Genomic DNA, 21,778 nt, shown 5'->3' with positions numbered 1-21,778 from the left:
TCGGCGGGGTATTTTTGCTGCGCGGGCCGGTCGGGCCCGTCGCGCTTACTTCTTGAACACGAGATCGGTTTCTTTCAGCGACTCGATGTAGGCTGCGATGTCCTTCATGTCGCTGACCGACAGGCTCTGCACCTGTGCCTGCATGATCGCGTTGTTGCGACCGAGCAGCGGATTCGTCAGGCCCATCTGGTACTGGCGCATCGCCCACACCAGGTAGTCGGCATGCTGGCCGGCGAGGCGCGGATATTCGGCGTTGATCGGCTTGTTCATCTGCGCGCCGTGGCAGGCGGCGCAGTTGTGCGATTCGACCAGTTCCTTGCCCTTCGTGGTGTCCGCCGCATGCGCGGTACCGATCGCGAGGCCGGCCGCCAGTGCAACCGCCGCCGTCTTGAATGCGTTGTTCATGAATGCTCCTGTCCCGCCGGAGAGATCGGCGGCGCGCGCTTACTTGTAGGGGTTGTCCTTCGAGTCGGCCTTCTGGGCGGCGTAGTACGCCGACAGATCCGCGATGTCCTGGTCCGTCAGCGAACCGGCGATCGCATTCATCGACGGGAAGTGACGATCCTTCTTGCGGTAGGCCTTCAGCGCGTTCTCGAGGTATTGCTGGTTCTGGCCGCCGAGGACAGGCACCCGGTAGACCTCCGGGTACGCCGCGCGGTAGTCCTGGATGCCGTGGCAACCGATGCACATGGCGGCCTTGCTCGCCCCGTCCTTCGGGTTGCCGACCACACCGGCCGCCTGCGCGCTGCCCGCGAGCGCCACGAGCGCTGCGACAACGACGTGTTTGCCGACGAATTTGTTCATAGCTCTTGTAACCTAGCTTGAGGGAAAACTGGCGCCAAAGCGGCAACGGCCCGCGCCGTTATGCTTGTCAGGTCGCCACGCAGGCCAAAAAAAACGGCCAGATTGTACCGCGTCGGCGGGGAACGCGTCCATAAGGCGCCCCGCTTCGCCCCGCCACAGTCCCGCAACGATACGCGGGCGCGGCCCAACCGCACAGCCCTTCTGACTTATACTGGGTTTTTTTCCCGATTGAGAAGAGCGCCGCCATGCGTTTCGAAGGGTCCTCGCACTACGTCGCCACCGACGATCTGAAGCTCGCGGTCAATGCCGCGCTGACGCTGCAACGCCCGCTCCTGATCAAGGGCGAGCCCGGCACCGGCAAGACCATGCTCGCCGAGGAAGTGGCCGCCGCGCTCGACATGCCGCTGCTGCAGTGGCACATCAAGTCGACCACGAAGGCGCAGCAGGGCCTGTACGAATACGACGCCGTGTCGCGGCTGCGCGATTCGCAACTCGGCGACGCGCGCGTGAAGGACATCTCGAACTACATCGTCAAGGGCGTGCTGTGGCAGGCGTTCGATGCCGATCACCCGAGCGTGCTGCTGATCGACGAGATCGACAAGGCCGACATCGAATTCCCGAACGACCTGCTGCGCGAGCTCGACCGGATGGAATTCCACGTGTACGAAACCCGTGAAACGGTCCGCGCGAAGCACCGCCCGCTCGTCATCATCACGTCGAACAACGAGAAGGAGCTGCCCGACGCGTTCCTGCGCCGCTGCTTCTTCCACTACATCCAGTTTCCCGACCCGGCGACGATGCAGAAGATCGTCGCGGTTCATTTCCCGGACATCCGTGAGGAGCTGCTGCGCGCGGCGCTCGAAAGCTTCTTCGAATTGCGCGGCGTATCGGGGCTGAAGAAGAAGCCGTCGACGTCCGAGCTGCTCGACTGGCTGAAGCTGCTGCTCGCCGAGAACATCCCGGCCGACGCGCTGCGCGGCGTGGACGCGAAGCAGATCGTGCCGCCGCTCGCGGGCGCGCTGCTGAAGAACGAGCAGGACCTGAGCCTGCTCGAGCGGCTCGTCTACATGAACCGGCACAACCGGTAACCCTCCCCCCATCCGCGAAGGCCCGGCCATGTTGCTCAATTTCTTCTACGCGCTGCGCGCAGCCAAGCTGCCCGTCTCGGTGAAGGAATACCTGACGCTGCTCGAATCGCTGAAGGCCGGGCTGATCTCGCCGTCGATCGACGCGTTCTACTTCCTCGCGCGGATGACGCTCGTCAAGGACGAGCAGTACTTCGACAAGTTCGACCAAGCATTCGGCGCGTATTTCCACGGCGTGTCCACCCTGCCGTCCGAAGCGTTCGACATTCCGCTCGACTGGCTCGAAAAGCGCCTCGAGCGCGAGCTGTCGCCGGAGGAGAAAGCGCAGATCGACGCGATGGGCGGGCTCGACAAGCTGATGGAGCGACTGAAGGAACTGCTCGACGAGCAGAAGGAACGCCACGAAGGCGGCAACAAGTGGATCGGCACCGGCGGCACGTCGCCGTTCGGGCATGGCGGCTACAACCCGGAAGGCGTGCGCATCGGCGGCCCGTCGAACGGCAACCGCACCGCGGTGAAGGTATGGGAAGCGCGCGCGTATCGCGACTACGACGATTCCGTCGAGATCGGCACGCGCAACATCAAGGTCGCGCTGCGACGGCTGCGCCGCTTCGCGCGCGAAGGCGCCGCCGAGGAGCTCGACCTGCCCGGCACGATCCGCAGCACCGCCGCGAACGCGGGCTGGCTCGACCTGCGGATGGTGCCCGAGCGCCACAACAACGTGAAGGTGCTGATGCTGCTCGACGTCGGCGGCTCGATGGACGACCACATCAAGCGCACCGAAGAGCTGTTCTCGGCCGCGAAGGCCGAATTCAAGCACCTGGAATTCTTCTACTTCCACAACTGCGTGTACGACCACCTGTGGAAGAACAACCGCCGCCGCCACTCGGAACGCACTGCGACGTGGGACGTGCTGCACAAGTTCACGCCCGACTACAAGCTGATCTTCGTCGGCGACGCGACGATGAGCCCGTACGAAGTGCTGCAGCCCGGCGGCTCGGTCGAATACAACAACCCGGAAGCCGGCGCCGTATGGCTGCGCCGCCTCGCCGACCAGTTCCCCCATCATGCATGGCTGAACCCGGAGCCCGAGCGGCTATGGGAATACCGGCAGTCGGTCGCGGTGATCCGCGACCTGCTCGGCCATCGCATGTATCCACTCACGCTCGCGGGCCTCGAAACCGCGATGCGCGCACTCAGCAAGTAACGAAACCCACCCAGACACGAAGGCCGCGTCCGAGCGGCCTCCCCCCGGAGATAGCATGAACCCCTCGCCCACCGCGAGCGCCAGCCGCGCCGGCGGCCGCCGCTTTTTTGCCGATACGTCCGTGTCGGCGCTCGTCGCCGGCTTCGTCGCGATGATGACGGGCTACACGAGTTCGCTCGTGCTGATGTTCCAGGCCGGCCGCGCCGCCCACCTCACCGATGCGCAGATCTCGTCGTGGATCTGGGCGCTGTCGATCGGCATGGCGCTGACGACGATCGGCCTGTCGCTGCGCTTTCGCGCACCGGTCGTCGTCGCATGGTCGACGCCCGGCGCCGCGCTGCTGATCGCGTCGCTGCCCGGCGTGCCCTACCCCGAGGCGATCGGTGCATTCGTCGTCTGCGCGGTGCTGCTGACGGCCGTCGGCGTGAGCGGGCTGTTCGACACGCTGATGCGCAAGATTCCGGCCGGCATCGCCGCCGCCCTGCTCGCGGGCATCCTGTTCGAGATCGGCATCGAGATCTTCCGCGCCGCGCAGTTCCAGACCGCGCTAGTACTCGCGATGTTCTTCACGTACCTGATCGTCAAGCGGCTCGCGCCGCGCTATGCGATCGTGACGACGCTGATCGTCGGCACGGCGGTCGCCGGCGGTCTCGGCCTGCTCGACTTCAGCGGCTTTCATATCGCGTTCGCAAAGCCCGTGTTCACGATGCCGGCCTTCTCGATCGCGGCGATCGTCAGCATCGGCATCCCGCTGTTCGTCGTCGCGATGGCGTCGCAGAACGTGCCGGGCATCGCGGTGCTGCGCGCGGATGGCTATCAGACGCCGTCGTCGCCGCTGATCGCGACCACCGGCCTCGCGTCGCTGCTGCTCGCGCCGTTCGGCTCGCACGGCGTGAACCTCGCGGCGATCACGGCCGCGATCTGCACCGGCCCCGAAGCGCACGAGGATCGCGCGAAGCGCTATACGGCCGCCGTGTGGTGCGGCACGTTCTACCTGATCGCGGGGATCTTCGGCGCGACGATCGCCGCGCTGTTCGCGGCGCTGCCGAAAGCGCTCGTCGTGTCGGTCGCCGCGCTCGCGCTGTTCGGCTCGATCATGAGCGGGCTCGCGAACGCGATGCAGGACGTGAAGCAGCGCGAGGCCGCGCTCGTCACGTTCATGGTCACCGCGTCGGGCCTCACGCTGCTGTCGATCGGCTCGGCATTCTGGGGGCTCGTCGCGGGGATCGTCACGCAGGTGATCCTGAACGCGCGCCGCCCCGCGTGACGCGGCACAGCGCCCGCCGCCGCGGCCTTCGGACACGCCAGAACGTGCGCGACACGAATCGGGCCTAGAATAGCGGATCGGAGGCGGTGCCCGGCGCCGCCTCGCTTCGCCGCCGCGCTCGCGCGGCCCGTGAGAACCCGGCGCCTTGCGCCCTTCTTCCGAATCGCCATGACTACCGCACTCGACCAGCTGAAGCAGTACACGACCGTCGTCGCCGACACGGGCGATTTCCAGCAGCTTGCGCAATACCAGCCGCAGGACGCGACCACGAACCCGTCGCTGATCCTGAAGGCCGTCCAGAAGGATGCGTACAAGCCGATCCTCGAGAAAACCGTCCGCGATCATCGCAACGAAAGCACCGATTTCATCATCGACCGCCTGCTGATCGCATTCGGCACCGAGATCCTGAAGCTGATCCCGGGCCGCGTGTCGACCGAGGTCGACGCGCGCCTGTCGTTCGACACGCAACGCTCGATCGACAAGGGTCGCGAGCTCATCAAGCTGTACGAAGCAGCCGGCATCGGCCGCGAACGCATCCTGATCAAGCTCGCGTCGACGTGGGAAGGCATTCGCGCGGCCGAAGTGCTGCAGAAGGAAGGGATCAAGTGCAACATGACCCTGCTTTTCTCGCTCGTGCAGGCCGCCGCCTGCGCGGAAGCCGGCGCGCAGCTGATCTCGCCGTTCGTCGGCCGCATCTACGACTGGTACAAGAAGCAGGCAGGCGCGGAGTGGAATGAAGAGAAGGACGGCGGCGCGAACGATCCGGGCGTGCAGTCGGTGCGCCGCATCTACACGTACTACAAGACGTTCGGCTACAACACCGAAGTGATGGGCGCGAGCTTCCGCACGACCAGCCAGATCACCGAACTCGCCGGCTGCGACCTGCTGACGATCAGTCCCGATTTGCTGCAGAAGCTGCAGGACAGCAACGACACGGTCACGCGCAAGCTGTCGCCGGAAGCGCTGCAGGACAAGCCCGCCGCGCGCGTCGCGATCGACGAGGCAGCGTTCCGCTTCCAGCTGAACGATGACGCGATGGCGACCGAAAAGCTCGCCGAAGGCATCCGCGTATTCGCCGCCGATGCGGTGAAGCTCGAGAAGCTGATCGACTCGCTGCGCTAAGTCGCAGCACGCGTCAGCGGCTGTCAGCAACCCTGACAACAGCCGTCAGCAAGCAGCCGCACACGGCCGCGAACGTCATGTTCGCGGCCGTTTTATTTTTCATTCCATCGTCAAGCACGCGCACTACAATCCACGTCACGGGTGCGCCGGCCGCCTCCCGATGCGCCCTTTCCCAGTCAGTCTTGCACGGTGCCGAACCCGCGCGGATGCGCAGGCCGGCCCATCACAGGAGACAACGATGCAAGTCCAACCGTACCTGACGTTCTACGGTCGCGCCGACGAAGCCCTTCAGTTCTACGAAAAGGCACTCGGCGCGAAGACGATGTTCAAGATGCACTTCAAGGACGCGCCGCCGAATCCCGACTACCCGATGACGCCGGAGATGGGCGACAAGGTGATGCACGCGAGCTTCACGATCGGCGACTCGATGATCATGTGCTCGGACGGCGACTGCAGCCAGCCCGGCGGCGGCATGCACGCCGGCTATTCGCTGTCGCTGAACCCGGCGACGGTCGAAGAGGGCCAGAAGCTGTTCAATGCGCTCGCCGACGGCGGCGAAGTGACGATGCCGTTCGGCAAGACGTTCTGGGCGCTCGGCTTCGGGATGGCGAAGGATCGTTTCGGCGTGCACTGGATGGTCAACGTCGAAGACCTGTCGCAACGCGAGGACCTCGCGAAACGCGCGCAGGGATGACACGAAAGACAAAGCCCGCCACCTTGCCGGTGGCGGGCTTTTTTATTGCACGGCCGCGCGATCCGCATCAGCCCTCGACGACGTCGAGATAGTCCTCCGGCCGCGTGCGGTCCTCAGCATGCGCCATGCCCATCACGCGCACCAGCACGCTCACCACGACTGCCACCACCAGGTTCACGACCAGCGACCACACGGCCGCGTAGCCGGGTATTGCGAGACCGAACAGGTGGATCGTGAAGATCGAGCTGGCCAGCTTCAGCGAGATCGCCATCCACGTGCCGCACACGATGCCGGCGGCCCAGCCGGCCAGCAGGCCGCGATGGTCGAGCACGCGCGTGTACAGGCCGAGCACGATCGCGGGCAGCGTCTGGATGATCCAGATCCCGCCGAGCAGTTGCAGCTGGATCGCATAGGTCAGCGGCAGCCCGAGGATGAACGCGACCGCGCCGACCTTCACGATCAGCGACACGAGCTTCGCGACGTGCGTCTCCTGCTCGTGTGACATGTTGCGGTTCACGAACTCGCGGTGAATGTTGCGCGTGTACAGGTTCGCGGCCGCGATCGACATGATGGCCGCCGGCACCAGCGCGCCGATGCCGATCGCCGCGAACGCGACGCCGACGAACCACGACGGGAAATACTCGAGGAACAGCGCGGGCACCGCGAAGTTCGGGCCGAACGCCTTGAAGTACGGCGCGTACTGCGGCATGTCCTTCACGCCCGATGCGAGCGCCATGTAGCCGAGCAGCGCGAGCAGGCCGAGCACGAACGAGTACGCGGGCAGCATCGCCATGTTGCGGCGGATCGAGTTGCCGGACGACGACGACAGGATGGCCGTCACCGAGTGCGGATACAGGAACAGCGCCAGCGCGGAGCCGATCGCGAGCGTCGCATACGCGCTGTAGCCGTTCAGGCTCATCGCGTCGGGCGCCTTCAGCAGCAGCTTCGCCGGCGGCACGCTCGCGAAGATGTGCCCGAAGCCGCCGAGCTTCGCCGGGATCACGATGACCGCCGCGGCGATCGTGATGTAGATCAGGATGTCCTTGACGATCGCGATCATCGCCGGCGCGCGCAGCCCCGACGTGTACGTGTACGCGGCGAGGATCGCGAACGCGATGATCAGCGGCAGGTCGCCGACGAAGCCGGTCGTGTCGAAGCCGAGCGCGCCGATCACCACTTCGATGCCGACCAGCTGCAACGCGATGTACGGCATCGTCGCGAGGATGCCCGTCACCGCGATCGCGAGCGCGAGCATCCGGCTGCCGTAGCGCGCGTTGACGAAGTCGGCAGCCGTCACGTAGCCGTGCCGCTTCGCGATGCTCCACAGCTTCGGGAACACGACGAATGCAAACGGGTAGATCAGGATCGTATAAGGCAGCGCGAAGAAGCCCATCGCGCCGGCACCGAACACGAGCGCGGGCACCGCGACGAACGTGTAGGCCGTGTAGAGGTCGCCGCCGAGCAGGAACCACGTGACGATCGTGCCGAAGCGGCGTCCGCCGAGGCCCCATTCGTCGAGATGGGCGAGATCGCCGCGCCGCCAGTTCGCGGCCAGGAAACCAATGATCGTGACACCGATGAACAGCAGGACAAAGACGAAGGTGGCGCCGAGATTCATCGCGCACCTCCCTGCGGGCCGCTCGCCTTCCACGCGTTCTTGGTCTTGAAATAGACGAACGCGGTGATCACCGCGCTAATGAAGACCCACAGCAGCTGGTACCAGTAGAAGAATGGAAAACCGAACAACTGCGGTTCGATCTTGCTGTACGACGGCACCCACACCATCGCGATCAGCGGCAGGACCAGCAGCCAGAGCCAGCGCTTGGCGGCCCGGTTGGCGTCGGCATCGTGAGCCATGACGTCTCCTCATCTTTCCCGGTTATCGATCTTGTTGAGCGGGTACGGCGCCGAGAGGAGCGCAAAACGGGTAGGCTGCGGCTCCCCTAGCTTCGCGCCAGTATAGGAGCCGCGAGCACGCGGTCAAGCGGGGGCGAACCCGAGGTGATCCGCCCCTTGTCTTGCGGTTGCACCGGCATGCCGCCGGTGCATGAAACGTCAGATCGCGAACGCGGTGTCGCGTGCGCCGGTCGTTTCTTTCAAAGCTTTCACCCACTTGCGTGCGGGCAGCTTCAGCGTGTCCTCGATCAGCTTCGCGCGTGCGTCGAGCTGCGCGAACGACACGTCGAGCGCGGGGCCCGAGAACGCGATCGCGATCCGGTTGCCGTCGTGCACTTCGGGCAGCGCGATCACGCGGTGATCGAACGCCGCGTTCAGGTGCTTCATGTTGCGCACGAAGCTCGGATGATCGCCGAACAGGTTGATCGTCGCGATGCCCGCATCGGCGAGGCAGCCGCGCACCGCGCGGTAGAACGCGACGCTGTCGAGCACGGGGCCGCGCGCGGTCGCGTCGTACAGATCGATCTGGATCGCGCCCGTCGTGCCGCGGTTGGCCGGATCGTTGACGAAATCCCATGCATCGGCTTCGTGCACGGCGAGACGTGCGTCGTCGGGCGGCAGTGCGAACATCGTGCGCGCGGCGACAATCACGGCCGGGTTCAGCTCGACGGCCTCGACCTTCGCGTGCGGCAGGAAGCGGTGCGAGAACTTGGTCAGCGCGCCGGTGCCGAGCCCGAGCTGGACGATCCGCTCGGGCGTTTCGAGGAACAGCAGCCACGCCATCATCTGCTGCGCGTATTCGAGCTCGATATGCAGCGGCTTCGAGATCCGCATCGCGCCCTGCACCCATTCGGTGCCGAAGTGCAGGAAGCGCACGCCGCCCTCTTCCGAGAACGTGACGGGCGCGAAGCGCGGCTTGCGCGGCGCTTCGAGCACGGGCACGTCGTCGTGCTCGTCGATTTCCGGGCGGCGCTTCACGCGCGGCGGCTGGAGTTTGTCGGAGCCGTTGTAGGCGGACGGCTTGCTGCGCTTGGACGCGCGCGCCTCGGCGGACGCGCGCTTGATCAGTCGGGTCATGTGTGAATCTCGCTGGGTGAAGCTGGTTTTAGCGGACGAGAGGATAGCATTGGCGGGGATTCTGCTGCCGGACGGACGTGCCTTCGCCACGTCAACGCGCTTGCCGTCGGGCCACTTCATCGGAATCGCACCGTTCGCTGATGCGAATGCAGGACCTCGCCGCCCGGCAGATTCTTTCGCACGCAACGTTCGTCGCACCAGGGCACGGACACGCCTGCGCCGCTCCCGAAATATTCCGTAACCCGCGCGTGCCGGCTGACGCATCAAACAGCTCGCCTGTCGCTCGTCACTGCGCCCGCGGCACGCTATGCTCCGGCGTCGGCCACACGCCGCGACGCTTTAAATCTTACGGAATACAAACAAAAACGAGAGATCGCATGACACAAAAAGAACGCCTGGTGCGCGCCGGCTACGCGGCCGCCTTGACCGGAACCCTGCTGCTTACCGCATGTGGTGGCGGTGGCGGCGACAGCAACACATCGGGCACGCCCGCCAGCAACCTCAGCGCCGCCCAGCAGAACTACGAAAGCTTCGCGCTGGCCGCCAACGGCGGGCTGCACTACCTGCACGCGCAACTGTCGATCTCCACGTCGAGCAGCGGATCGGTGAGCATCGGTCAGGGCAGCTATTTCTATGCGGAAGATCAAAGCCTCGCGCAAAGTCCGTCCGGCGGACCGCAGTTGTTGACGAAAGGCCTGTCGTCGGTCTCGGCGTCGCTGCCCGTGCCGACGCTGGGCGACCAGCGTTATGTCGTCAACGGTGCGGTCGTGACGAGCACGCAGGAACAGGTCAGCTACAGCGGCGCGAACGTCCAGCTCACGGACCTCGCCGCGGACGGCCATACCGCTGCAATGACGATGCTGGGCACGAATTACACGATCGTGCCGCTGTCCGGCACGATCGCCAGCTCGCCAGCCGAACTGTTCGACGACAGCGCGCTCGGTGTCATCACGAACACGATCAACGGTACGTCGCTGTACAACAAGCAGGTGACGTGGCAATCGGGCGCCGCCTACATGAAGGTCACGCGCCAGGTGGTCGGAGACACGGTGCTGACCGGCGACTGCGCCGCACCGCAAACGACCGGCACGACCCCGACGCCGTGCAGCACGACGGCATCGACGCTGGAAGGGTTCTTTCCGTACACGAGCACGGCGGACAACAAGACCTACAACCTGAGCGACGGCCAGATCGTCACGCTCGCGGGCGTCCGTGCATGGGTCGCCAATGCGGCACTCAATGCGCCGACGACCGAGTATCGGGTCTTCTATCAGAACAACGGGCAGATCGACGTCGCGACCGTGATCCGCGACGGCACGACGCTCGCGATCGCGCCCGCCGGCAGCACGACACCGCAGAACTTCTACATCCTGTTGAACGGCGCGGCGGTCCAGTCCGTGAAGGCCGCGATCACGTTCTGACGCAGCGTCGTATTCCGGGCGCGCGTGCGTCGATGCGAACAGCGGCGGACGACTCGCCGCCGTTCGCATGAAGGGGCGTGGGCATGGCCGCTGGCGCGCCGTACCGGGATCGGATAGCGGCGCACAATACGAGCAGGTGCCGGCCCGGCGTGGAGGAAGTCTCATGGAGTCGACCGACAAGAAGATCTGGTTTCCGGCGAAACGCTACGGCTGGGGATGGGGGTTGCCGGTCGCGTGGCAAGGCTGGGTGGTCCTGCTGCTCTTTGTGATCGGGATCGTGGTGGTTGCGACGCACGTGTCGCCCGCCCAATCACCGCTGGCGTTCGCGGCATGCATCGTGGCGCTGGTGGCCGCGTTCACGGTCGTGTGCTGGCTCAAAGGCGAAAAGCCGAAGTGGCGCTGGGGCAAGGACGAGTAAGCGACGATCCGTTGAATCGTCGAAAACCGTCTTGCCGTTACGGCCCCCTTCTTCAGCAATGACGCATGCGCGCTCAGCGCATCGAAGTCGTTCGACTTCGCATGGCGAATCGCCGAATCGAGGCTGCCCTCTCGATGCCACGCAGCTGGCAAGTCCTCGATCGTGGCGTGAGCGAAGCAAAGATGCTGGAGTGTCTCGCGAAGCTTGGACGCGATGTGCAGATTGTCGTCGGGCCGGACCGTCATTCGGGCACCGAGGGGCATATCGAAGTTGTATTCGCTGCCTGAAGGCAGCGTCAGGCTCCCCCGTCTCCAAGCAACGACGGCCGGATCTCGAGCGAAACGCGGTATGTCGGTAACGTGCCGATCCGGCGCCACGCCTGCAGCTTCTGCTCGAACGACAGCATCGCATTCGCCGGGCTCGACGAAGGCAGCACGAGCATGACGTAGCCCGCCGCGCCGATCACCTCCGCAAACCGCCCCGCCGTGTTGTCGCGGGTCGCCGAACCTCCGCCATCGCACGCAAGTTGTATAGACAATGATTGCGCCCGACGCTCGTTTCGATTCCTCCGTCGAATATCGCTTCACGCGAAAGGCCCGCCGAATCTGAAGGCGCCTCGCACGTCGTCAGCGAAAACCCCACTTCTGCCACTATCTTCAATTCGTTATCTTGTATATACAACTATGCTGATGAAACAGCCGGGTTGAATGTGCTGCGCCCTACGAGGGCGCACCGACGATCCTATTGGAGATTCCAAGTCGATGAAGAAGCTCGCCCTGTGCATCGCGATCCTGGCGATCGCGACCTCCGCCTCCGCCAAGGAGTGGTCCACTGTCCGGTTCGGGGTCGACGCGAGTTATGCCCCGTTTGAATCGAAGAGCACGGACGGCAAGCTGGCCGGCTTCGACATCGATCTGGGCAACGAGATCTGCAAGCGTCTGAACGCGAAGTGCGTGTGGGTCGAGAGCGCGTTCGACGGCATGATCCCGGCGCTGAAGGCACGGAAGTTCGACGGCGTGCTGTCGTCGATGTCGATGACGCCGCAGCGTGAAGCGCAAATCGCATTTTCGACGAAGCTGTTCCACACGCCGACGCGTCTCGTCGCGAAAAAAGGCGTGAATCTGAAACCAACGGCGGAATCGCTGAAGGGCAAGACGATCGGCGTCGAGCAGGGGACGATCCAGGAAGCGTATGCGAAGGCGAACTGGGCGCCGCTGGGCGTGCAGATCGTGCCGTACCAGGATCAGGACCAGGTGTATGCGGATCTGGTCTCCGGCCGTCTCGATGCGGCGTTGCAGGACGCGGTGCAGGCCGATATGGGCTTCCTGAAGACCGCGCGCGGCGCAGGTTTCGCGTTCACCGGCGGCGACCTGAGCGATCCGAAGGGCGCGCTCGGCAACGGCGCCGCCATCGGCCTGCGCAAGGAAGATACCGACCTGAAGACGAAGATCGACAAGGCCATGGCCGACATGATCAAGGACGGCACGTACAAGAAGATCGAAGCCAAATACTTCAGCTTCGACGTGTACGGCAGCTGACAGGCAATGGCGCGGGAGCATCCCGCACCCGTATGGCGTCCTGCACATTCACACCATCATGCAAACACGAACCCATTCGCTGATTTCCCCGTCGCTCGGCACCGAGCGGCAACTGACGAGCTTCCACTACGGTCCGACGGGCGGACAGAAGATCTACATCCAGTCGTCGCTGCATGCCGACGAGCTGCCGGGCATGCTGGTCGCCTGGGAATTGCGCAAACGCCTCGATGCCCTCGAGACGGCGGGCAGGCTGCGTGGCGAAATCGTCATCGTGCCGGTACCCAATCCGATCGGCCTCAACCAGCGGGTGCTCGGCCACATGGTCGGCCGCTTCGAAAGCGGTACCGCGGCGAACTTCAATCGCAACTTCCACAACCTTGCCGAGCTCGTGATGCCGCGCATCGAGCCTCACCTGACCGGCAACGCGCAACAGAACCTGCTCGCCGTGCGCACCGCGATGCGCGAGGCGCTCGACGAGCAAACGCCGGCCACGGAGCTCGAATCGCAGCGCCTCGCGCTGCAGCGCCTGTCATATGACGCCGACGTCGTGCTCGACCTGCACTGCGACTTCGAAGCGGCGATGCATCTGTTCACGAATCCCGACACGTGGGCCGACGTCGAGCCACTCGCGCGTTATCTCGATGCGAAAACGTCGCTGCTCGCGCTCAATTCGATCGGCAATCCGTTCGACGAGATTCACAGCTTCAGTTGGTCCGAGCTGCGTGCCCGTTATGGCGAACGCTATCCGATTCCCCATGGTTCGATCTCGGTGACGATCGAACTGCGCGGCCAGTCGGACGTGAGCTACGCGTTCGCCGAGCATGACGCGAATGCGATCATCGAATACCTGACGTTTCGCGGTGTCATCGACGGCACACCCGCACCGTTGCCGGAACTCGCGTTCGCGGCCACGCCTTTCTCCGGCAGCGAACCGCTCGTCGCGCCGATCTCCGGCGTACTCGTGTTCCGCGCGCCGCTCGGTGTGTGGGTCGATCCCGGCGAGGCGATCGCCGACATCGTCGATCCGCTGACCGGTCGCGTCGTCACGATCAAGAACGCCGTCGCCGGCGTACTGTATGCGCGGCAACGCACGCGCTTCGCCACCGCGGGAATGGAGGTCGCGTGTGTCGCGGGAGCCGAGCCTATTCGGAGCGGCTCGCTGCTGCCGAACTAAGCCGGTCGCATGACGCGGCCCGGCGCACCGGCGATGATTGGCCCGCGTCCGAAGTATCGGAAAAACGGCAGAGGCAACTCGATGTCCGTCGCAAACCGGCGCGGCAACTTCGATGACGTACGCGGTTCGGGCCACGCGTACGTCATCGGATGATCCGGACGGTCTTCAAGGTTGCGTCATGGCTCGCCGAGCATGCCGCACCATGTTGCACCACCCGCTATCCGAATCTCGTCAGCCAAGAATGTCCCGCCAGCACGAGAGCTTCTGCTCGAACGACAGCATCGCATTTGCCGGGCTCGACGAAGGCAGCACGAGCGTGTCGTACCCCGCCGCGCCGATCACCTCTGCAAACCGCCCTGCCGTCTTGCCGTTGAAACACACGCGCTTGAGCAGCGGCGCATGCTCCCTCAATGCATCGAAATCATTCGGCTTCGCATGGCGAATCGCCGAATCGAGGCTGCCCTCGCGATGACACGCGGCCAGCACGTCCCAGATCCCGATCCCGTGCGACAGCACGCGCTCGAGCCGCGCGTCGTACGCAAGCTCGTGCAGCGCGGGCTCGCCGAGCACCGTGCCGAGCAGCCGCCAGAACTGGTTGCGCGGATGCGCGTAGTACTGCGCAGCATCGAGCGACGCCTCGCCCGGAAAGCTGCCGAGAATCATCGTATGCGTATGCGCGGCGACGACCGGCGGGAACCCCCGCAGCATCACGCGCCTCCGCCCGGCCCGCCCGAACGCGGCCCGTCGCCGTGCGCATCGAGATGGCGCCACAGCGCCGGCAGCATGCACTCGGTGACCATCAACGGCTTGCCGTGACGCTGGAACACCGAACGCCGCGCGGCGAACGAGTGCGGTGCTCGCGCACCGTCAAGCGCACGGGTCGCCAGCGCATACAGCGGATGGCCGGCGATCACGCGCCGGCTGACGAGCGCCGAACGCTCGACTTGCGGATCGCTGTACAGCAGTTCAGCCAGCGGCCGCGTGCGCAGCCGCCGCATGGCCTGCCACACGCCCTTGCTGGCCGCGAGCGGCGCGATGCTGTGCGCGGCGACGTACGGCGTGCCGTCGACCGACAGGATCACCTCGCGCACCCACATCGGTGCGCGCGGGGCACTGGCGACCGCGTCCGGCTCGTCGAACCACGGACAGTCGACGGCCTCGCGCGTCACGCGCACGTTCACGCGGCCAAGCCTTGCGAGGTGCGCGGTCAGCGATCCGCCGCGCGTCAGCCAGTCGCGCTGGTCGAGCGTGCAGCCAGGCCGCGGCGTCTCCCGCCAGCCGGCCTGCCCGCCGTCGAATCGCATGCGCGTGTTCACGCAGCGCGCGACAGCAGCAGCGCGTTGGTCCGCTTCACGAAGCTTGCCGGATCGTCGAGCATGCCACCTTCGGCCAGCAGTGCCTGATCGAACAGCAGATGGCACCAGTCGCCGAAATCGACGCTGTCGGCCTTCAACTGCTTCACGAGCGCGTGCTCCGGATTGATCTCGAGGATCGGCTGCATCGCCGGCGCGTTCTGGCCGGCCGCCTTCAGCATCCGCTGCAGGTAGCCGCTCATGTCGTTGTCGTCGGCAACGAGGCACGACGGCGAATCGGTCAGGCGGAACGTGACGCGCACTTCCTTCACCTTGTCGCCGAGCGCTTCCTTCATCTTCTCGACGACAGGCTTGATCGCCTCGCCCGCCTGTTCCTGCGCCTTCTTCTCCTCGTCGTTCAGCTCGCCGAGATCGAGGTCGCCACGTGCCACGCTCGCGAGCGGCTTGCCGTCGAATTCCTGCAGGAACGACAGCATCCATTCGTCGACGCGATCGGTCAGCAGCAGCACCTCGACGCCCTTCTTGCGGAACACTTCGAGATGCGGGCTGTGCTTCGCGGCCTGCCATGCGTCGGCCGTCACGTAGTAGATCTTGCTCTGCTCGGGCTTCATGCGCGACACGTAGTCGGCGAGCGACACGTCCTGCACGTCGGTGTCGCCGTGCGTCGACGCGAAGCGCAGCAGCTTCGCGATGCGTTCGCGGTTCGCGTGATCCTCACCGAGGCCTTCCTTCAGCACCTGGCCGAACGCGCCCCAGAACGTCTTGTACTTCTCCTTGCCGGCATCCTCTTCCGCGTTCGCGAGCTCTTCGAGCATCGACAGCGCGCGCTTCGTCACGCCTTCGCGGATCGCCTTCACGTCGCGGCTTTCCTGCAGGATCTCGCGCGACACGTTCAGCGGCAGGTCGGCCGAATCGACGACGCCCTTCACGAAACGCAGGTATTGCGGCAGCAGCTGCTCGGCGTCGTCCATGATGAACACGCGCTTCACGTACAGCTTCAGGCCGCCGCGATAGTCGCGGTTCCACATGTCGAACGGCGCGTGCGACGGCACGAACAGCAGTTGCGTGTATTCGCTGCGGCCCTCGACGCGGTTATGCGTCCACGTGAGCGGATCCTGGTGATCGTGCGCGATGTGCTGGTAGAACTGCGTGTACTGCTCGTCGGTGACGTCGTTCTTCGAACGCGTCCACAGCGCGCTCGCCTGGTTGACGGTCTCGTCCTCGTCCTTCAGGACCATCTCGCCCTTTTCCTGATCCCATTCTTCCTTCTGCATCAGGATCGGCAGCGCGATGTGGTCGGAATACTTCTGGATGATCGACTGCAGGCGGTGCGACGACAGCAGCTCGTCCTCGCCTTCGCGCAGGTGCAGCGTGATCGTCGTGCCGCGCTGCGCGCGCTCGATCGCGTCGATCGTGAAATCGCCCTCGCCCGCGCTTTCCCAGCGCACGGCTTCGCTCGCCGGCAGGCCCGCGCGACGCGTCTCGACGGTGATCTTGTCGGCGACGATGAAGCCCGAGTAGAAGCCGACGCCGAACTGGCCGATCAGCGCCGCATCCTTCTGCTGGTCGCCGGACAGCTTCGTGAAGAATTCCTTGGTGCCCGAACGCGCGATCGTGCCGAGGTTCGCGATCGCCTCGTCGCGGCTCATGCCGATGCCGTTGTCGTCGATCGTGATCGTGCGCGCGGCCTTGTCGTAGCCGATGCGGATGCGCAGGTTCGGATCGTTTTCGTACAGCGCGTTGTCCGCGAGCCCTTCGAAACGCAGCTTGTCGGCCGCGTCGGACGCGTTCGACACCAGTTCGCGCAGGAAAATTTCCTTGTTGCTGTAGAGCGAATGGATCATCAGGTGGAGGAGTTGCTTGACCTCTGCCTGAAAGCTCATCGTTTCGTGTGCCATGGATGCTGTTTCCTCTTACTTGAACTTGAATGGTGTGGCGCAGGCGTCCGGCGCGCGATGCCGGCCGGCCCGTGAAAGGCGACCGCCTGGCGCAAGCGGTTTGCGCGGGTATCTGGGGACGGCACGCCCGATTTCAAGGCCCGGCGTGCCGCGCCGCGTCACGACGCGCGGCGCGCGGCCGAATCGATATAACGCGACAGCAGCCCCGGCAGCGCCGGATCGCCGCAGTTCGCGATGTTGAAGCGCATCCACGTCGACGGCGATTGCTGCGGCGAGAACAGGCTGCCCGGCGTCAGCAAAAAGCCGGCCTCGTGCGCGACCGCCGCGAGCGCGTCCGAATCGACGCCCGTGTCGGCCCACAGGAACATCCCGGCCGCCGGCATCGTGAAGAGGCCGAGCCCCGTGCGCTCGAGCATCCGCGCGGTCTTGTCGCGCACGCCGTCGAGCCGCGCGCGCAACCGCTCGACATGACGCCGGTAGTGCCCTTCGGTCAGGATCTTGTAAAGCACGCGCTCGTTCAGCTCGGGCGTCGTCATCCCGACCAGCATCTTCTGGTCGGTGACCGCCTTCGCAATCTCCGGCGCACATGCGACATAGCCGACCCGCAGGTTCGCCGCGAGCGTCTTCGAATAGCTGCCGAGGTAGATCACGCGCTTCAGCTGGTCGAGGCTCGCGAGCCGCGTGGCCGGATAGCTCGGCGGGCACAGGTCGCCGTACACGTCGTCCTCGACGACGAGGAAGTCGTACGCTTCCGCGAGCTTCAGGATCCGGAACGCCTGCGCGGCCGACAGCGACGTGCCGGTCGGGTTCTGCAGCACCGAGTTGATCACGAGCATCTTCGGCCGCCACATCTGCACCAGCGTCTCGAGCGCGTCGAGATCGGGGCCGTCCGGCGTGTACGGCATCCCGACGAGCTGCGCGCCCTGCGCCGCGAAGCGGCCGAACATCTGGAACCAGGCCGGGTCGCCGACGATCACCGCATCGCCGGGCTTCACGTAGATCCGCGAGATCAGGTCGATTGCCTGCGTGATCCCCGATACCAGCACGATCTGTTCCGGCTTCACGCCGATCTCCACTTCGGCGAGACGCGTCTGCAGTTGCTGGCGCAGCGGCAGGAAGCCCTGCGCGGTGCCGAAGCCGAGCATCTGCGCGCCGGACTGGCGCCCGAGTGCGCGCAGCGCGCCGGTGATCAGTTCGCCGTCGAGCCAGCGGCCCGGCAGATAGCCGAGACCCGGCCCCTTTTCCGGGCTGACGGTGTGCAGCATGTTGCGCAGCAGCCAGACGACGTCGATCGTGTTGTGCACCGGCGCGGCCTCGGCCACGCGGGCGACGCTGTCGGCCGGCTGCGGGCCGGCGGCCGTGCGCTCGCGCACGTAGAAGCCCGAGCCGCGCCGCGAATCGAGGTAGCCCTGCGCGACGAGCCGCTCGTACGCCTCGACGACGGTGAAGCGCGACACGCTCTTGTCGAGCGCGAGCTTGCGGATCGACGGCATCCGCATGCCGGGACGGAACACGCGTTCGTCAATGCGACGCCGCGCCCACTGGACCAGCTGGTCGACGAGCGTGAGCGTGGCCGTGTCGTGCGGCACGGGAATCTGGGCGAGTGGGACGGTGGACATGGGCGGCAGCTCCAACTGTACCGAAGGCTATCGCGCCGATTGTACCGTTACTGTGCCGGTAGCGACGATTACAGTTGACCGTCATGGCGATCGTGCGGCCGTCGCTCCGGCCCCGCCGCACTGGGCACCACGCCCACCGGCCTGCATCGCGGCCGGTACGCCGGCCGGTCCGGCCACCGCCCGGCGCATCGCCTGCCCACCATGACACTTTCGCTTTCCGACCGACGTTCATGCCAGCCCGCTCCCTGACACTCGACCATCTCGTGATCGCCGCGCGCACGCTCGACGAAGGCGTCCGCCACGTTGCCGACGCGCTCGGTATCGAACCGGCCGGCGGCGGCCGCCACCCGCTGATGCGGACCCACAATGCGCTGTTCGGCGCGTGGGGCGGGCTCTACCTCGAAGTGATCGCGATCGACCCCGACGCGCCGGCGCAAAATGACGGCGCTGAGCCGCCGCGCGCGCGGCTGTTCGGCCTCGACGATCCGGCGATGCACGCGCGGCTCGCACCAGGCCCGTTTCTCGCGCACTGGGTCGCGCGCGTCGACCGTCCGCGCCAGCTCGCGCTGTGGCAGAGCCAGTATCCGGCGCGCATCCCGCCCGTCGTCGCGATGCGGCGCGGCGACCTAAGCTGGGGCCTTACGGTGCCCGACGACGGCACGTTCCCCGCGTGGCAAGGCGCGGGCGACGGGCTGCTGCCGTCGCTGATCCAGTGGGACAGCACGCGCCACCCGGCCGAATCGCTGCCGGGCGATGGCGTCGCGCTGAAGGCGCTCAAGGGCGCTCACCCGCGCGCGGACGCGCTCCGCGAGCAGCTGGACTGGCTCGGCGCCGCGCACCTGCTCGACCTCGAAGCCGCCGACGGCCCGCCCGCGCTCGTCGCCGAATTCGACACGCCGCAGGGTGCGCGCACGTTGCGCTGAACGCCCGCCGCCCCCCTCAACTACACCAATACCGGCAACACGGAGACACCCCTCACATGAATTCGCGCGAAACCCGGGGCATGCTGCTCGGCCTCATCGGCGTGATGATCTTCAGCCTGACGCTGCCGATGACGCGTATCGTCGTCTCCGAACTCCATCCGCTGCTCAACGGGCTCGGCCGCGCACTCGCCGCCGCGGTGCCGGCCGGCCTGCTGCTGTGGTGGCGCCGCGAGCCGCTGCCGACCCGCACGCAACTGAAAAGCCTCGCGATCACGTCGCTGGGCGTGATCATCGCGTATCCGGTGTTCTCCGCGTGGGCGATGAAATCGGTCCCCGCGTCGCACGGCGCGGTGGTCAACGGCCTGCAGCCGTTGTTCGTCGCGCTGTACGCGGCATGGCTGTCGCACGAGCGGCCGTCGAAGGCGTTCTGGGCCAGCGCGGTGGCCGGCAGCGCGCTCGTGATCGCGTTCGCGCTGCGCGACGGCGGCGGCACCGTGCAGGCCGGCGACGCGCTGATGCTCGTCGCGGTCGGCATCGGCGCGCTCGGCTATGCGGAAGGCGCGCGCCTCGCACGCCAGATCGGCGGCTGGCAGGTGATCTGCTGGGCGCTCGTCGTGTCCGCGCCGTTCCTCGTGCTGCCGGTCGGCTGGCTCGCGTGGATGCAGCATGCCGCGCATCCGGGCCCGCTCGCGCTACGCACGTGGCTCGCCTTCGGCTACGTGACCCTCTTTTCGCAATTCATCGGCTTTTTCGCATGGTATGCGGGGCTCGCGATGGGCGGCATCGCGCGCGTCGGCCAGGTGCAACTGCTGCAGATTTTCTTCACGATTGCTTTTTCCGCGCTGCTGTTCGGCGAAACGGTGACGCCGTCGACGTGGCTGTTCGCAGCTGCGGTGATCGCCACCGTGGTGCTCGGGCGCCGCTCGGCGGTCGCCACCGCCGCGCAACCGGCTCGCGCCAGCTGAATAGCTGCGCCATAATGGACGTTTTGCCTGATCGGTTTTGCCCACCCGGCCGCGAAGGCTCGATCGCGCTCGTGCCTGCCCACCCGGCAGCGTCGAAGCGATTTGCCCGAACGACCTTTCTTGACTGACCACGATATCCGAACGAGGAGACTATGAATCCGAGCGACCTGCATCCGCCGCACTGGCAGCTTTCCGAACGCGCACGCAAGCTGACGAGCTCTGCAATCCGCGAAATCCTGAAGGTCACGGAACGCCCCGAGGTCATCTCGTTCGCCGGCGGCCTGCCCGCCCCCTCGACGTTCCCAGCCGAGCGCATGCGCGCCGCCGCCGATCGCGTGCTGCGCGACGCGCCGGCCGCCGCGCTCCAGTACAGCGCGACCGAAGGCTACCTGCCGCTGCGCGAATGGATCGCCGAGCGCTACAGCGTGCGCGTGTCGCAGGTGCTGATCACGACCGGCTCGCAGCAGGCACTCGACCTGCTCGGCAAGGCGCTCGTCGATCCGGGCAGCCCGATCCTCGTCGAAACCCCGACCTACCTCGGCGCGCTGCAATCGTTCTCGCTGTACGAGCCGCGCTACGTGCAGGTGCCGACCGACGAGCAGGGCCTGCTGCCGGAAGGCCTCACGCCCGAACTCACGCAAGGCGCGCGCCTCTTGTACGCGCAGCCGAACTTCCAGAACCCGACCGGCCGCCGCCTGCCCGTCGAGCGCCGCCGCGCGCTCGCCGCGTTCGCGCAGTCGAGCCCGTTCCCGGTGCTGGAAGACGATCCGTACGGCGCGCTGAACTATCGCGGCGAGCCGCTGCCGACGATGCTGTCGATGGCGCCCGATCACATCGTGCACCTCGGCACGTTCTCGAAGGTGCTCGCGCCGGGCCTGCGGATCGGCTACATCATTGCGCCCGAGGAACTCCACTTCAAGCTCGTGCAGGCCAAGCAGGCCACCGACCTGCACACGCCGACGCTCACGCAGCGCATCGCGCACGAAGTGATCAAGGACGGTTTCCTCGACGAACACATCCCGACGATCCGCGAGCTGTACAGCGCGCAGTGCGACGCGATGCTCAGCGCGCTCGAGCGCCACATGCCGGAAGGCGTCACGTGGAACCGGCCGGAAGGCGGAATGTTCATCTGGGTGAACCTGCCCGCGCAGATCGACAGCATGAAACTGCTCGCCACCGCCGTCGACAACCACGTCGCCTTCGTGCCGGGCGCACCGTTCTTCGCGGACAACGCGCAGCAGAACACGCTGCGCCTGTCGTTCGTGACGGTGCCGCCCGAGAAGATCGAGGAAGGCGTCGCGCGCCTCGGCAAGCTGCTGCGCGAGCGCCTCTGATCCCCTTTTTTCCTGTCACGACT

21 protein-coding genes and 2 pseudogenes are annotated in these 21,778 nt (G+C 66.0%); 13 read left to right on the top strand and 10 right to left on the bottom strand.

All coding sequences use genetic code 11. The features are described from left to right. Positions 1 to 45: 45 nt before the first annotated feature. Both LGN19_RS20985 and LGN19_RS20980 read right to left on the bottom strand, forming a co-directional pair. Complete coding sequence (locus LGN19_RS20985) at positions 46 to 405, bottom strand: c-type cytochrome (RefSeq protein WP_011352792.1); 360 nt, start codon at positions 403 to 405, stop codon at positions 46 to 48. Between the two features lie 39 nt (positions 406 to 444). Further along, entirely contained in the window at positions 445 to 804 is a 360-nt protein-coding gene (locus LGN19_RS20980) for a c-type cytochrome (protein WP_043189035.1), read from the bottom strand. 245 nt (positions 805 to 1,049) lie between these two features. On the opposite strand from LGN19_RS20980, the gene LGN19_RS20975 reads away from it, so the two are divergent. The 5 genes from LGN19_RS20975 to LGN19_RS20955 all read left to right on the top strand — a co-directional run bounded on the left by LGN19_RS20975 (position 1,050) and on the right by LGN19_RS20955 (position 6,179). Beyond that, positions 1,050 to 1,892, top strand: a complete 843-nt coding sequence (locus tag LGN19_RS20975) for an AAA family ATPase (RefSeq protein WP_122945958.1) — start codon at positions 1,050 to 1,052, stop codon at positions 1,890 to 1,892. A gap of 28 nt (positions 1,893 to 1,920) precedes the next feature. Further along, complete coding sequence (locus LGN19_RS20970) at positions 1,921 to 3,096, top strand: vWA domain-containing protein (protein WP_122945959.1); 1,176 nt, start codon at positions 1,921 to 1,923, stop codon at positions 3,094 to 3,096. A 55-nt stretch (positions 3,097 to 3,151) separates the two neighbouring features. Beyond that, the gene (locus tag LGN19_RS20965; protein WP_122945960.1) at positions 3,152 to 4,363 is read left to right on the top strand and encodes a benzoate/H(+) symporter BenE family transporter; all 1,212 of its coding nucleotides are present in this window, start codon (positions 3,152 to 3,154) and stop codon (positions 4,361 to 4,363) included. 168 nt (positions 4,364 to 4,531) lie between these two features. Then, positions 4,532 to 5,485: a transaldolase gene (gene tal / locus LGN19_RS20960; protein ID WP_226216911.1), complete on the top strand. Its 954-nt coding sequence runs from the start codon at positions 4,532 to 4,534 to the stop codon at positions 5,483 to 5,485. A 238-nt stretch (positions 5,486 to 5,723) separates the two neighbouring features. After that, complete coding sequence (locus LGN19_RS20955; RefSeq protein WP_122945962.1) at positions 5,724 to 6,179, top strand: VOC family protein; 456 nt, start codon at positions 5,724 to 5,726, stop codon at positions 6,177 to 6,179. 67 nt (positions 6,180 to 6,246) lie between these two features. Here LGN19_RS20955 and mctP read toward each other — a convergent pair whose 3' ends face one another. From mctP to LGN19_RS20940, 3 genes are all read right to left on the bottom strand, one after another. Next, on the bottom strand, positions 6,247 to 7,797 hold the full coding sequence (gene mctP, locus LGN19_RS20950; RefSeq protein ID WP_174955361.1) for a monocarboxylate uptake permease MctP: 1,551 nt from the start codon (positions 7,795 to 7,797) through the stop codon (positions 6,247 to 6,249). Further along, positions 7,794 to 8,036: a DUF3311 domain-containing protein gene (locus LGN19_RS20945; RefSeq protein WP_059530978.1), complete on the bottom strand. Its 243-nt coding sequence runs from the start codon at positions 8,034 to 8,036 to the stop codon at positions 7,794 to 7,796. The genes mctP and LGN19_RS20945 overlap by 4 nt, the downstream gene beginning before the upstream one ends. A 198-nt stretch (positions 8,037 to 8,234) precedes the next feature. Continuing rightward, positions 8,235 to 9,152 carry a spermidine synthase gene (locus tag LGN19_RS20940; RefSeq protein WP_122945964.1) on the bottom strand — a complete coding sequence of 306 codons (918 nt, stop codon included), beginning with the start codon at positions 9,150 to 9,152 and terminating at the stop codon, positions 8,235 to 8,237. Between the two features lie 377 nt (positions 9,153 to 9,529). On the opposite strand from LGN19_RS20940, the gene LGN19_RS20935 reads away from it, so the two are divergent. The 3 genes and pseudogenes from LGN19_RS20935 to LGN19_RS39810 all read left to right on the top strand — a co-directional run. After that, the gene (locus LGN19_RS20935; RefSeq protein WP_226216909.1) at positions 9,530 to 10,573 is read left to right on the top strand and encodes a hypothetical protein; all 1,044 of its coding nucleotides are present in this window, start codon (positions 9,530 to 9,532) and stop codon (positions 10,571 to 10,573) included. 163 nt (positions 10,574 to 10,736) lie between these two features. Continuing rightward, the gene (locus LGN19_RS20930) at positions 10,737 to 10,991 is read left to right on the top strand and encodes a hypothetical protein (RefSeq protein WP_122945966.1); all 255 of its coding nucleotides are present in this window, start codon (positions 10,737 to 10,739) and stop codon (positions 10,989 to 10,991) included. A 161-nt stretch (positions 10,992 to 11,152) separates the two neighbouring features. After that, a pseudogene (locus tag LGN19_RS39810) lies at positions 11,153 to 11,278 on the top strand (XRE family transcriptional regulator); the annotation flags it as partial. 8 nt (positions 11,279 to 11,286) lie between these two features. Here the strand turns inward: LGN19_RS39810 and LGN19_RS20920 are convergent. Then, a pseudogene (locus LGN19_RS20920) lies at positions 11,287 to 11,478 on the bottom strand (hypothetical protein); the annotation flags it as partial. Between the two features lie 274 nt (positions 11,479 to 11,752). On the opposite strand from LGN19_RS20920, the gene LGN19_RS20915 reads away from it, so the two are divergent. Further along, positions 11,753 to 12,529 carry an ABC transporter substrate-binding protein gene (locus LGN19_RS20915; RefSeq protein WP_226216908.1) on the top strand — a complete coding sequence of 259 codons (777 nt, stop codon included), beginning with the start codon at positions 11,753 to 11,755 and terminating at the stop codon, positions 12,527 to 12,529. A gap of 58 nt (positions 12,530 to 12,587) precedes the next feature. Next, positions 12,588 to 13,703: a succinylglutamate desuccinylase/aspartoacylase family protein gene (locus LGN19_RS20910; RefSeq protein ID WP_226216906.1), complete on the top strand. Its 1,116-nt coding sequence runs from the start codon at positions 12,588 to 12,590 to the stop codon at positions 13,701 to 13,703. 231 nt (positions 13,704 to 13,934) lie between these two features. Here LGN19_RS20910 and LGN19_RS20905 read toward each other — a convergent pair whose 3' ends face one another. The 4 genes from LGN19_RS20905 to LGN19_RS20890 form a co-directional block, all read right to left on the bottom strand. Then, complete coding sequence (locus tag LGN19_RS20905) at positions 13,935 to 14,411, bottom strand: DNA-deoxyinosine glycosylase (protein WP_122945969.1); 477 nt, start codon at positions 14,409 to 14,411, stop codon at positions 13,935 to 13,937. Then, positions 14,411 to 15,007 carry a chorismate--pyruvate lyase family protein gene (locus tag LGN19_RS20900; RefSeq protein ID WP_226216904.1) on the bottom strand — a complete coding sequence of 199 codons (597 nt, stop codon included), beginning with the start codon at positions 15,005 to 15,007 and terminating at the stop codon, positions 14,411 to 14,413. Before LGN19_RS20900 ends, LGN19_RS20905 begins: the two co-directional genes overlap by 1 nt. 8 nt (positions 15,008 to 15,015) lie before the next feature. Then, complete coding sequence (gene htpG, locus LGN19_RS20895) at positions 15,016 to 16,914, bottom strand: molecular chaperone HtpG (protein ID WP_226216902.1); 1,899 nt, start codon at positions 16,912 to 16,914, stop codon at positions 15,016 to 15,018. 158 nt (positions 16,915 to 17,072) lie between these two features. Then, the gene (locus tag LGN19_RS20890; RefSeq protein ID WP_122945971.1) at positions 17,073 to 18,533 is read right to left on the bottom strand and encodes a PLP-dependent aminotransferase family protein; all 1,461 of its coding nucleotides are present in this window, start codon (positions 18,531 to 18,533) and stop codon (positions 17,073 to 17,075) included. Between the two features lie 230 nt (positions 18,534 to 18,763). Here LGN19_RS20890 and LGN19_RS20885 point away from each other — a divergent pair, with 230 nt between their 5' ends. The 3 genes from LGN19_RS20885 to LGN19_RS20875 all read left to right on the top strand — a co-directional run bounded on the left by LGN19_RS20885 (position 18,764) and on the right by LGN19_RS20875 (position 21,755). Next, positions 18,764 to 19,456, top strand: coding sequence for a VOC family protein (locus LGN19_RS20885; RefSeq protein WP_226216900.1), 693 nt, complete (start codon positions 18,764 to 18,766; stop codon positions 19,454 to 19,456). Between the two features lie 56 nt (positions 19,457 to 19,512). Further along, on the top strand, positions 19,513 to 20,421 hold the full coding sequence (locus LGN19_RS20880) for a DMT family transporter (protein ID WP_226216898.1): 909 nt from the start codon (positions 19,513 to 19,515) through the stop codon (positions 20,419 to 20,421). A 152-nt stretch (positions 20,422 to 20,573) separates the two neighbouring features. Then, on the top strand, positions 20,574 to 21,755 hold the full coding sequence (locus LGN19_RS20875) for a PLP-dependent aminotransferase family protein (RefSeq protein WP_122945974.1): 1,182 nt from the start codon (positions 20,574 to 20,576) through the stop codon (positions 21,753 to 21,755). The last annotated feature ends 23 nt before the right edge of the window (positions 21,756 to 21,778 follow it).

It is taken from the genome of Burkholderia sp. AU30198 (assembly GCF_020419825.1).
In the GTDB taxonomy this organism is placed as follows: Bacteria; Pseudomonadota; Gammaproteobacteria; order Burkholderiales; family Burkholderiaceae; genus Burkholderia.
The sequence above is the reverse complement of the archived record's forward strand: the minus strand, read 5'-3'. Positions and strand labels throughout refer to the sequence as shown.

Coding starts and splice junctions, on each gene's coding strand:
- LGN19_RS20985 (WP_011352792.1), bottom strand. CDS start 405: ATGAACAACGCATTCAAGACGGCGGCGGTTGCACTGGCGGCCGGCCTC.
- LGN19_RS20980 (WP_043189035.1), bottom strand. CDS start 804: ATGAACAAATTCGTCGGCAAACACGTCGTTGTCGCAGCGCTCGTGGCG.
- LGN19_RS20975 (WP_122945958.1), top strand. CDS start 1,050: ATGCGTTTCGAAGGGTCCTCGCACTACGTCGCCACCGACGATCTGAAG.
- LGN19_RS20970 (WP_122945959.1), top strand. CDS start 1,921: ATGTTGCTCAATTTCTTCTACGCGCTGCGCGCAGCCAAGCTGCCCGTC.
- LGN19_RS20965 (WP_122945960.1), top strand. CDS start 3,152: ATGAACCCCTCGCCCACCGCGAGCGCCAGCCGCGCCGGCGGCCGCCGC.
- tal (WP_226216911.1), top strand. CDS start 4,532: ATGACTACCGCACTCGACCAGCTGAAGCAGTACACGACCGTCGTCGCC.
- LGN19_RS20955 (WP_122945962.1), top strand. CDS start 5,724: ATGCAAGTCCAACCGTACCTGACGTTCTACGGTCGCGCCGACGAAGCC.
- mctP (WP_174955361.1), bottom strand. CDS start 7,797: ATGAATCTCGGCGCCACCTTCGTCTTTGTCCTGCTGTTCATCGGTGTC.
- LGN19_RS20945 (WP_059530978.1), bottom strand. CDS start 8,036: ATGGCTCACGATGCCGACGCCAACCGGGCCGCCAAGCGCTGGCTCTGG.
- LGN19_RS20940 (WP_122945964.1), bottom strand. CDS start 9,152: ATGACCCGACTGATCAAGCGCGCGTCCGCCGAGGCGCGCGCGTCCAAG.
- LGN19_RS20935 (WP_226216909.1), top strand. CDS start 9,530: ATGACACAAAAAGAACGCCTGGTGCGCGCCGGCTACGCGGCCGCCTTG.
- LGN19_RS20930 (WP_122945966.1), top strand. CDS start 10,737: ATGGAGTCGACCGACAAGAAGATCTGGTTTCCGGCGAAACGCTACGGC.
- LGN19_RS20915 (WP_226216908.1), top strand. CDS start 11,753: ATGAAGAAGCTCGCCCTGTGCATCGCGATCCTGGCGATCGCGACCTCC.
- LGN19_RS20910 (WP_226216906.1), top strand. CDS start 12,588: ATGCAAACACGAACCCATTCGCTGATTTCCCCGTCGCTCGGCACCGAG.
- LGN19_RS20905 (WP_122945969.1), bottom strand. CDS start 14,411: ATGCTGCGGGGGTTCCCGCCGGTCGTCGCCGCGCATACGCATACGATG.
- LGN19_RS20900 (WP_226216904.1), bottom strand. CDS start 15,007: ATGCGATTCGACGGCGGGCAGGCCGGCTGGCGGGAGACGCCGCGGCCT.
- htpG (WP_226216902.1), bottom strand. CDS start 16,914: ATGGCACACGAAACGATGAGCTTTCAGGCAGAGGTCAAGCAACTCCTC.
- LGN19_RS20890 (WP_122945971.1), bottom strand. CDS start 18,533: ATGTCCACCGTCCCACTCGCCCAGATTCCCGTGCCGCACGACACGGCC.
- LGN19_RS20885 (WP_226216900.1), top strand. CDS start 18,764: ATGCCAGCCCGCTCCCTGACACTCGACCATCTCGTGATCGCCGCGCGC.
- LGN19_RS20880 (WP_226216898.1), top strand. CDS start 19,513: ATGAATTCGCGCGAAACCCGGGGCATGCTGCTCGGCCTCATCGGCGTG.
- LGN19_RS20875 (WP_122945974.1), top strand. CDS start 20,574: ATGAATCCGAGCGACCTGCATCCGCCGCACTGGCAGCTTTCCGAACGC.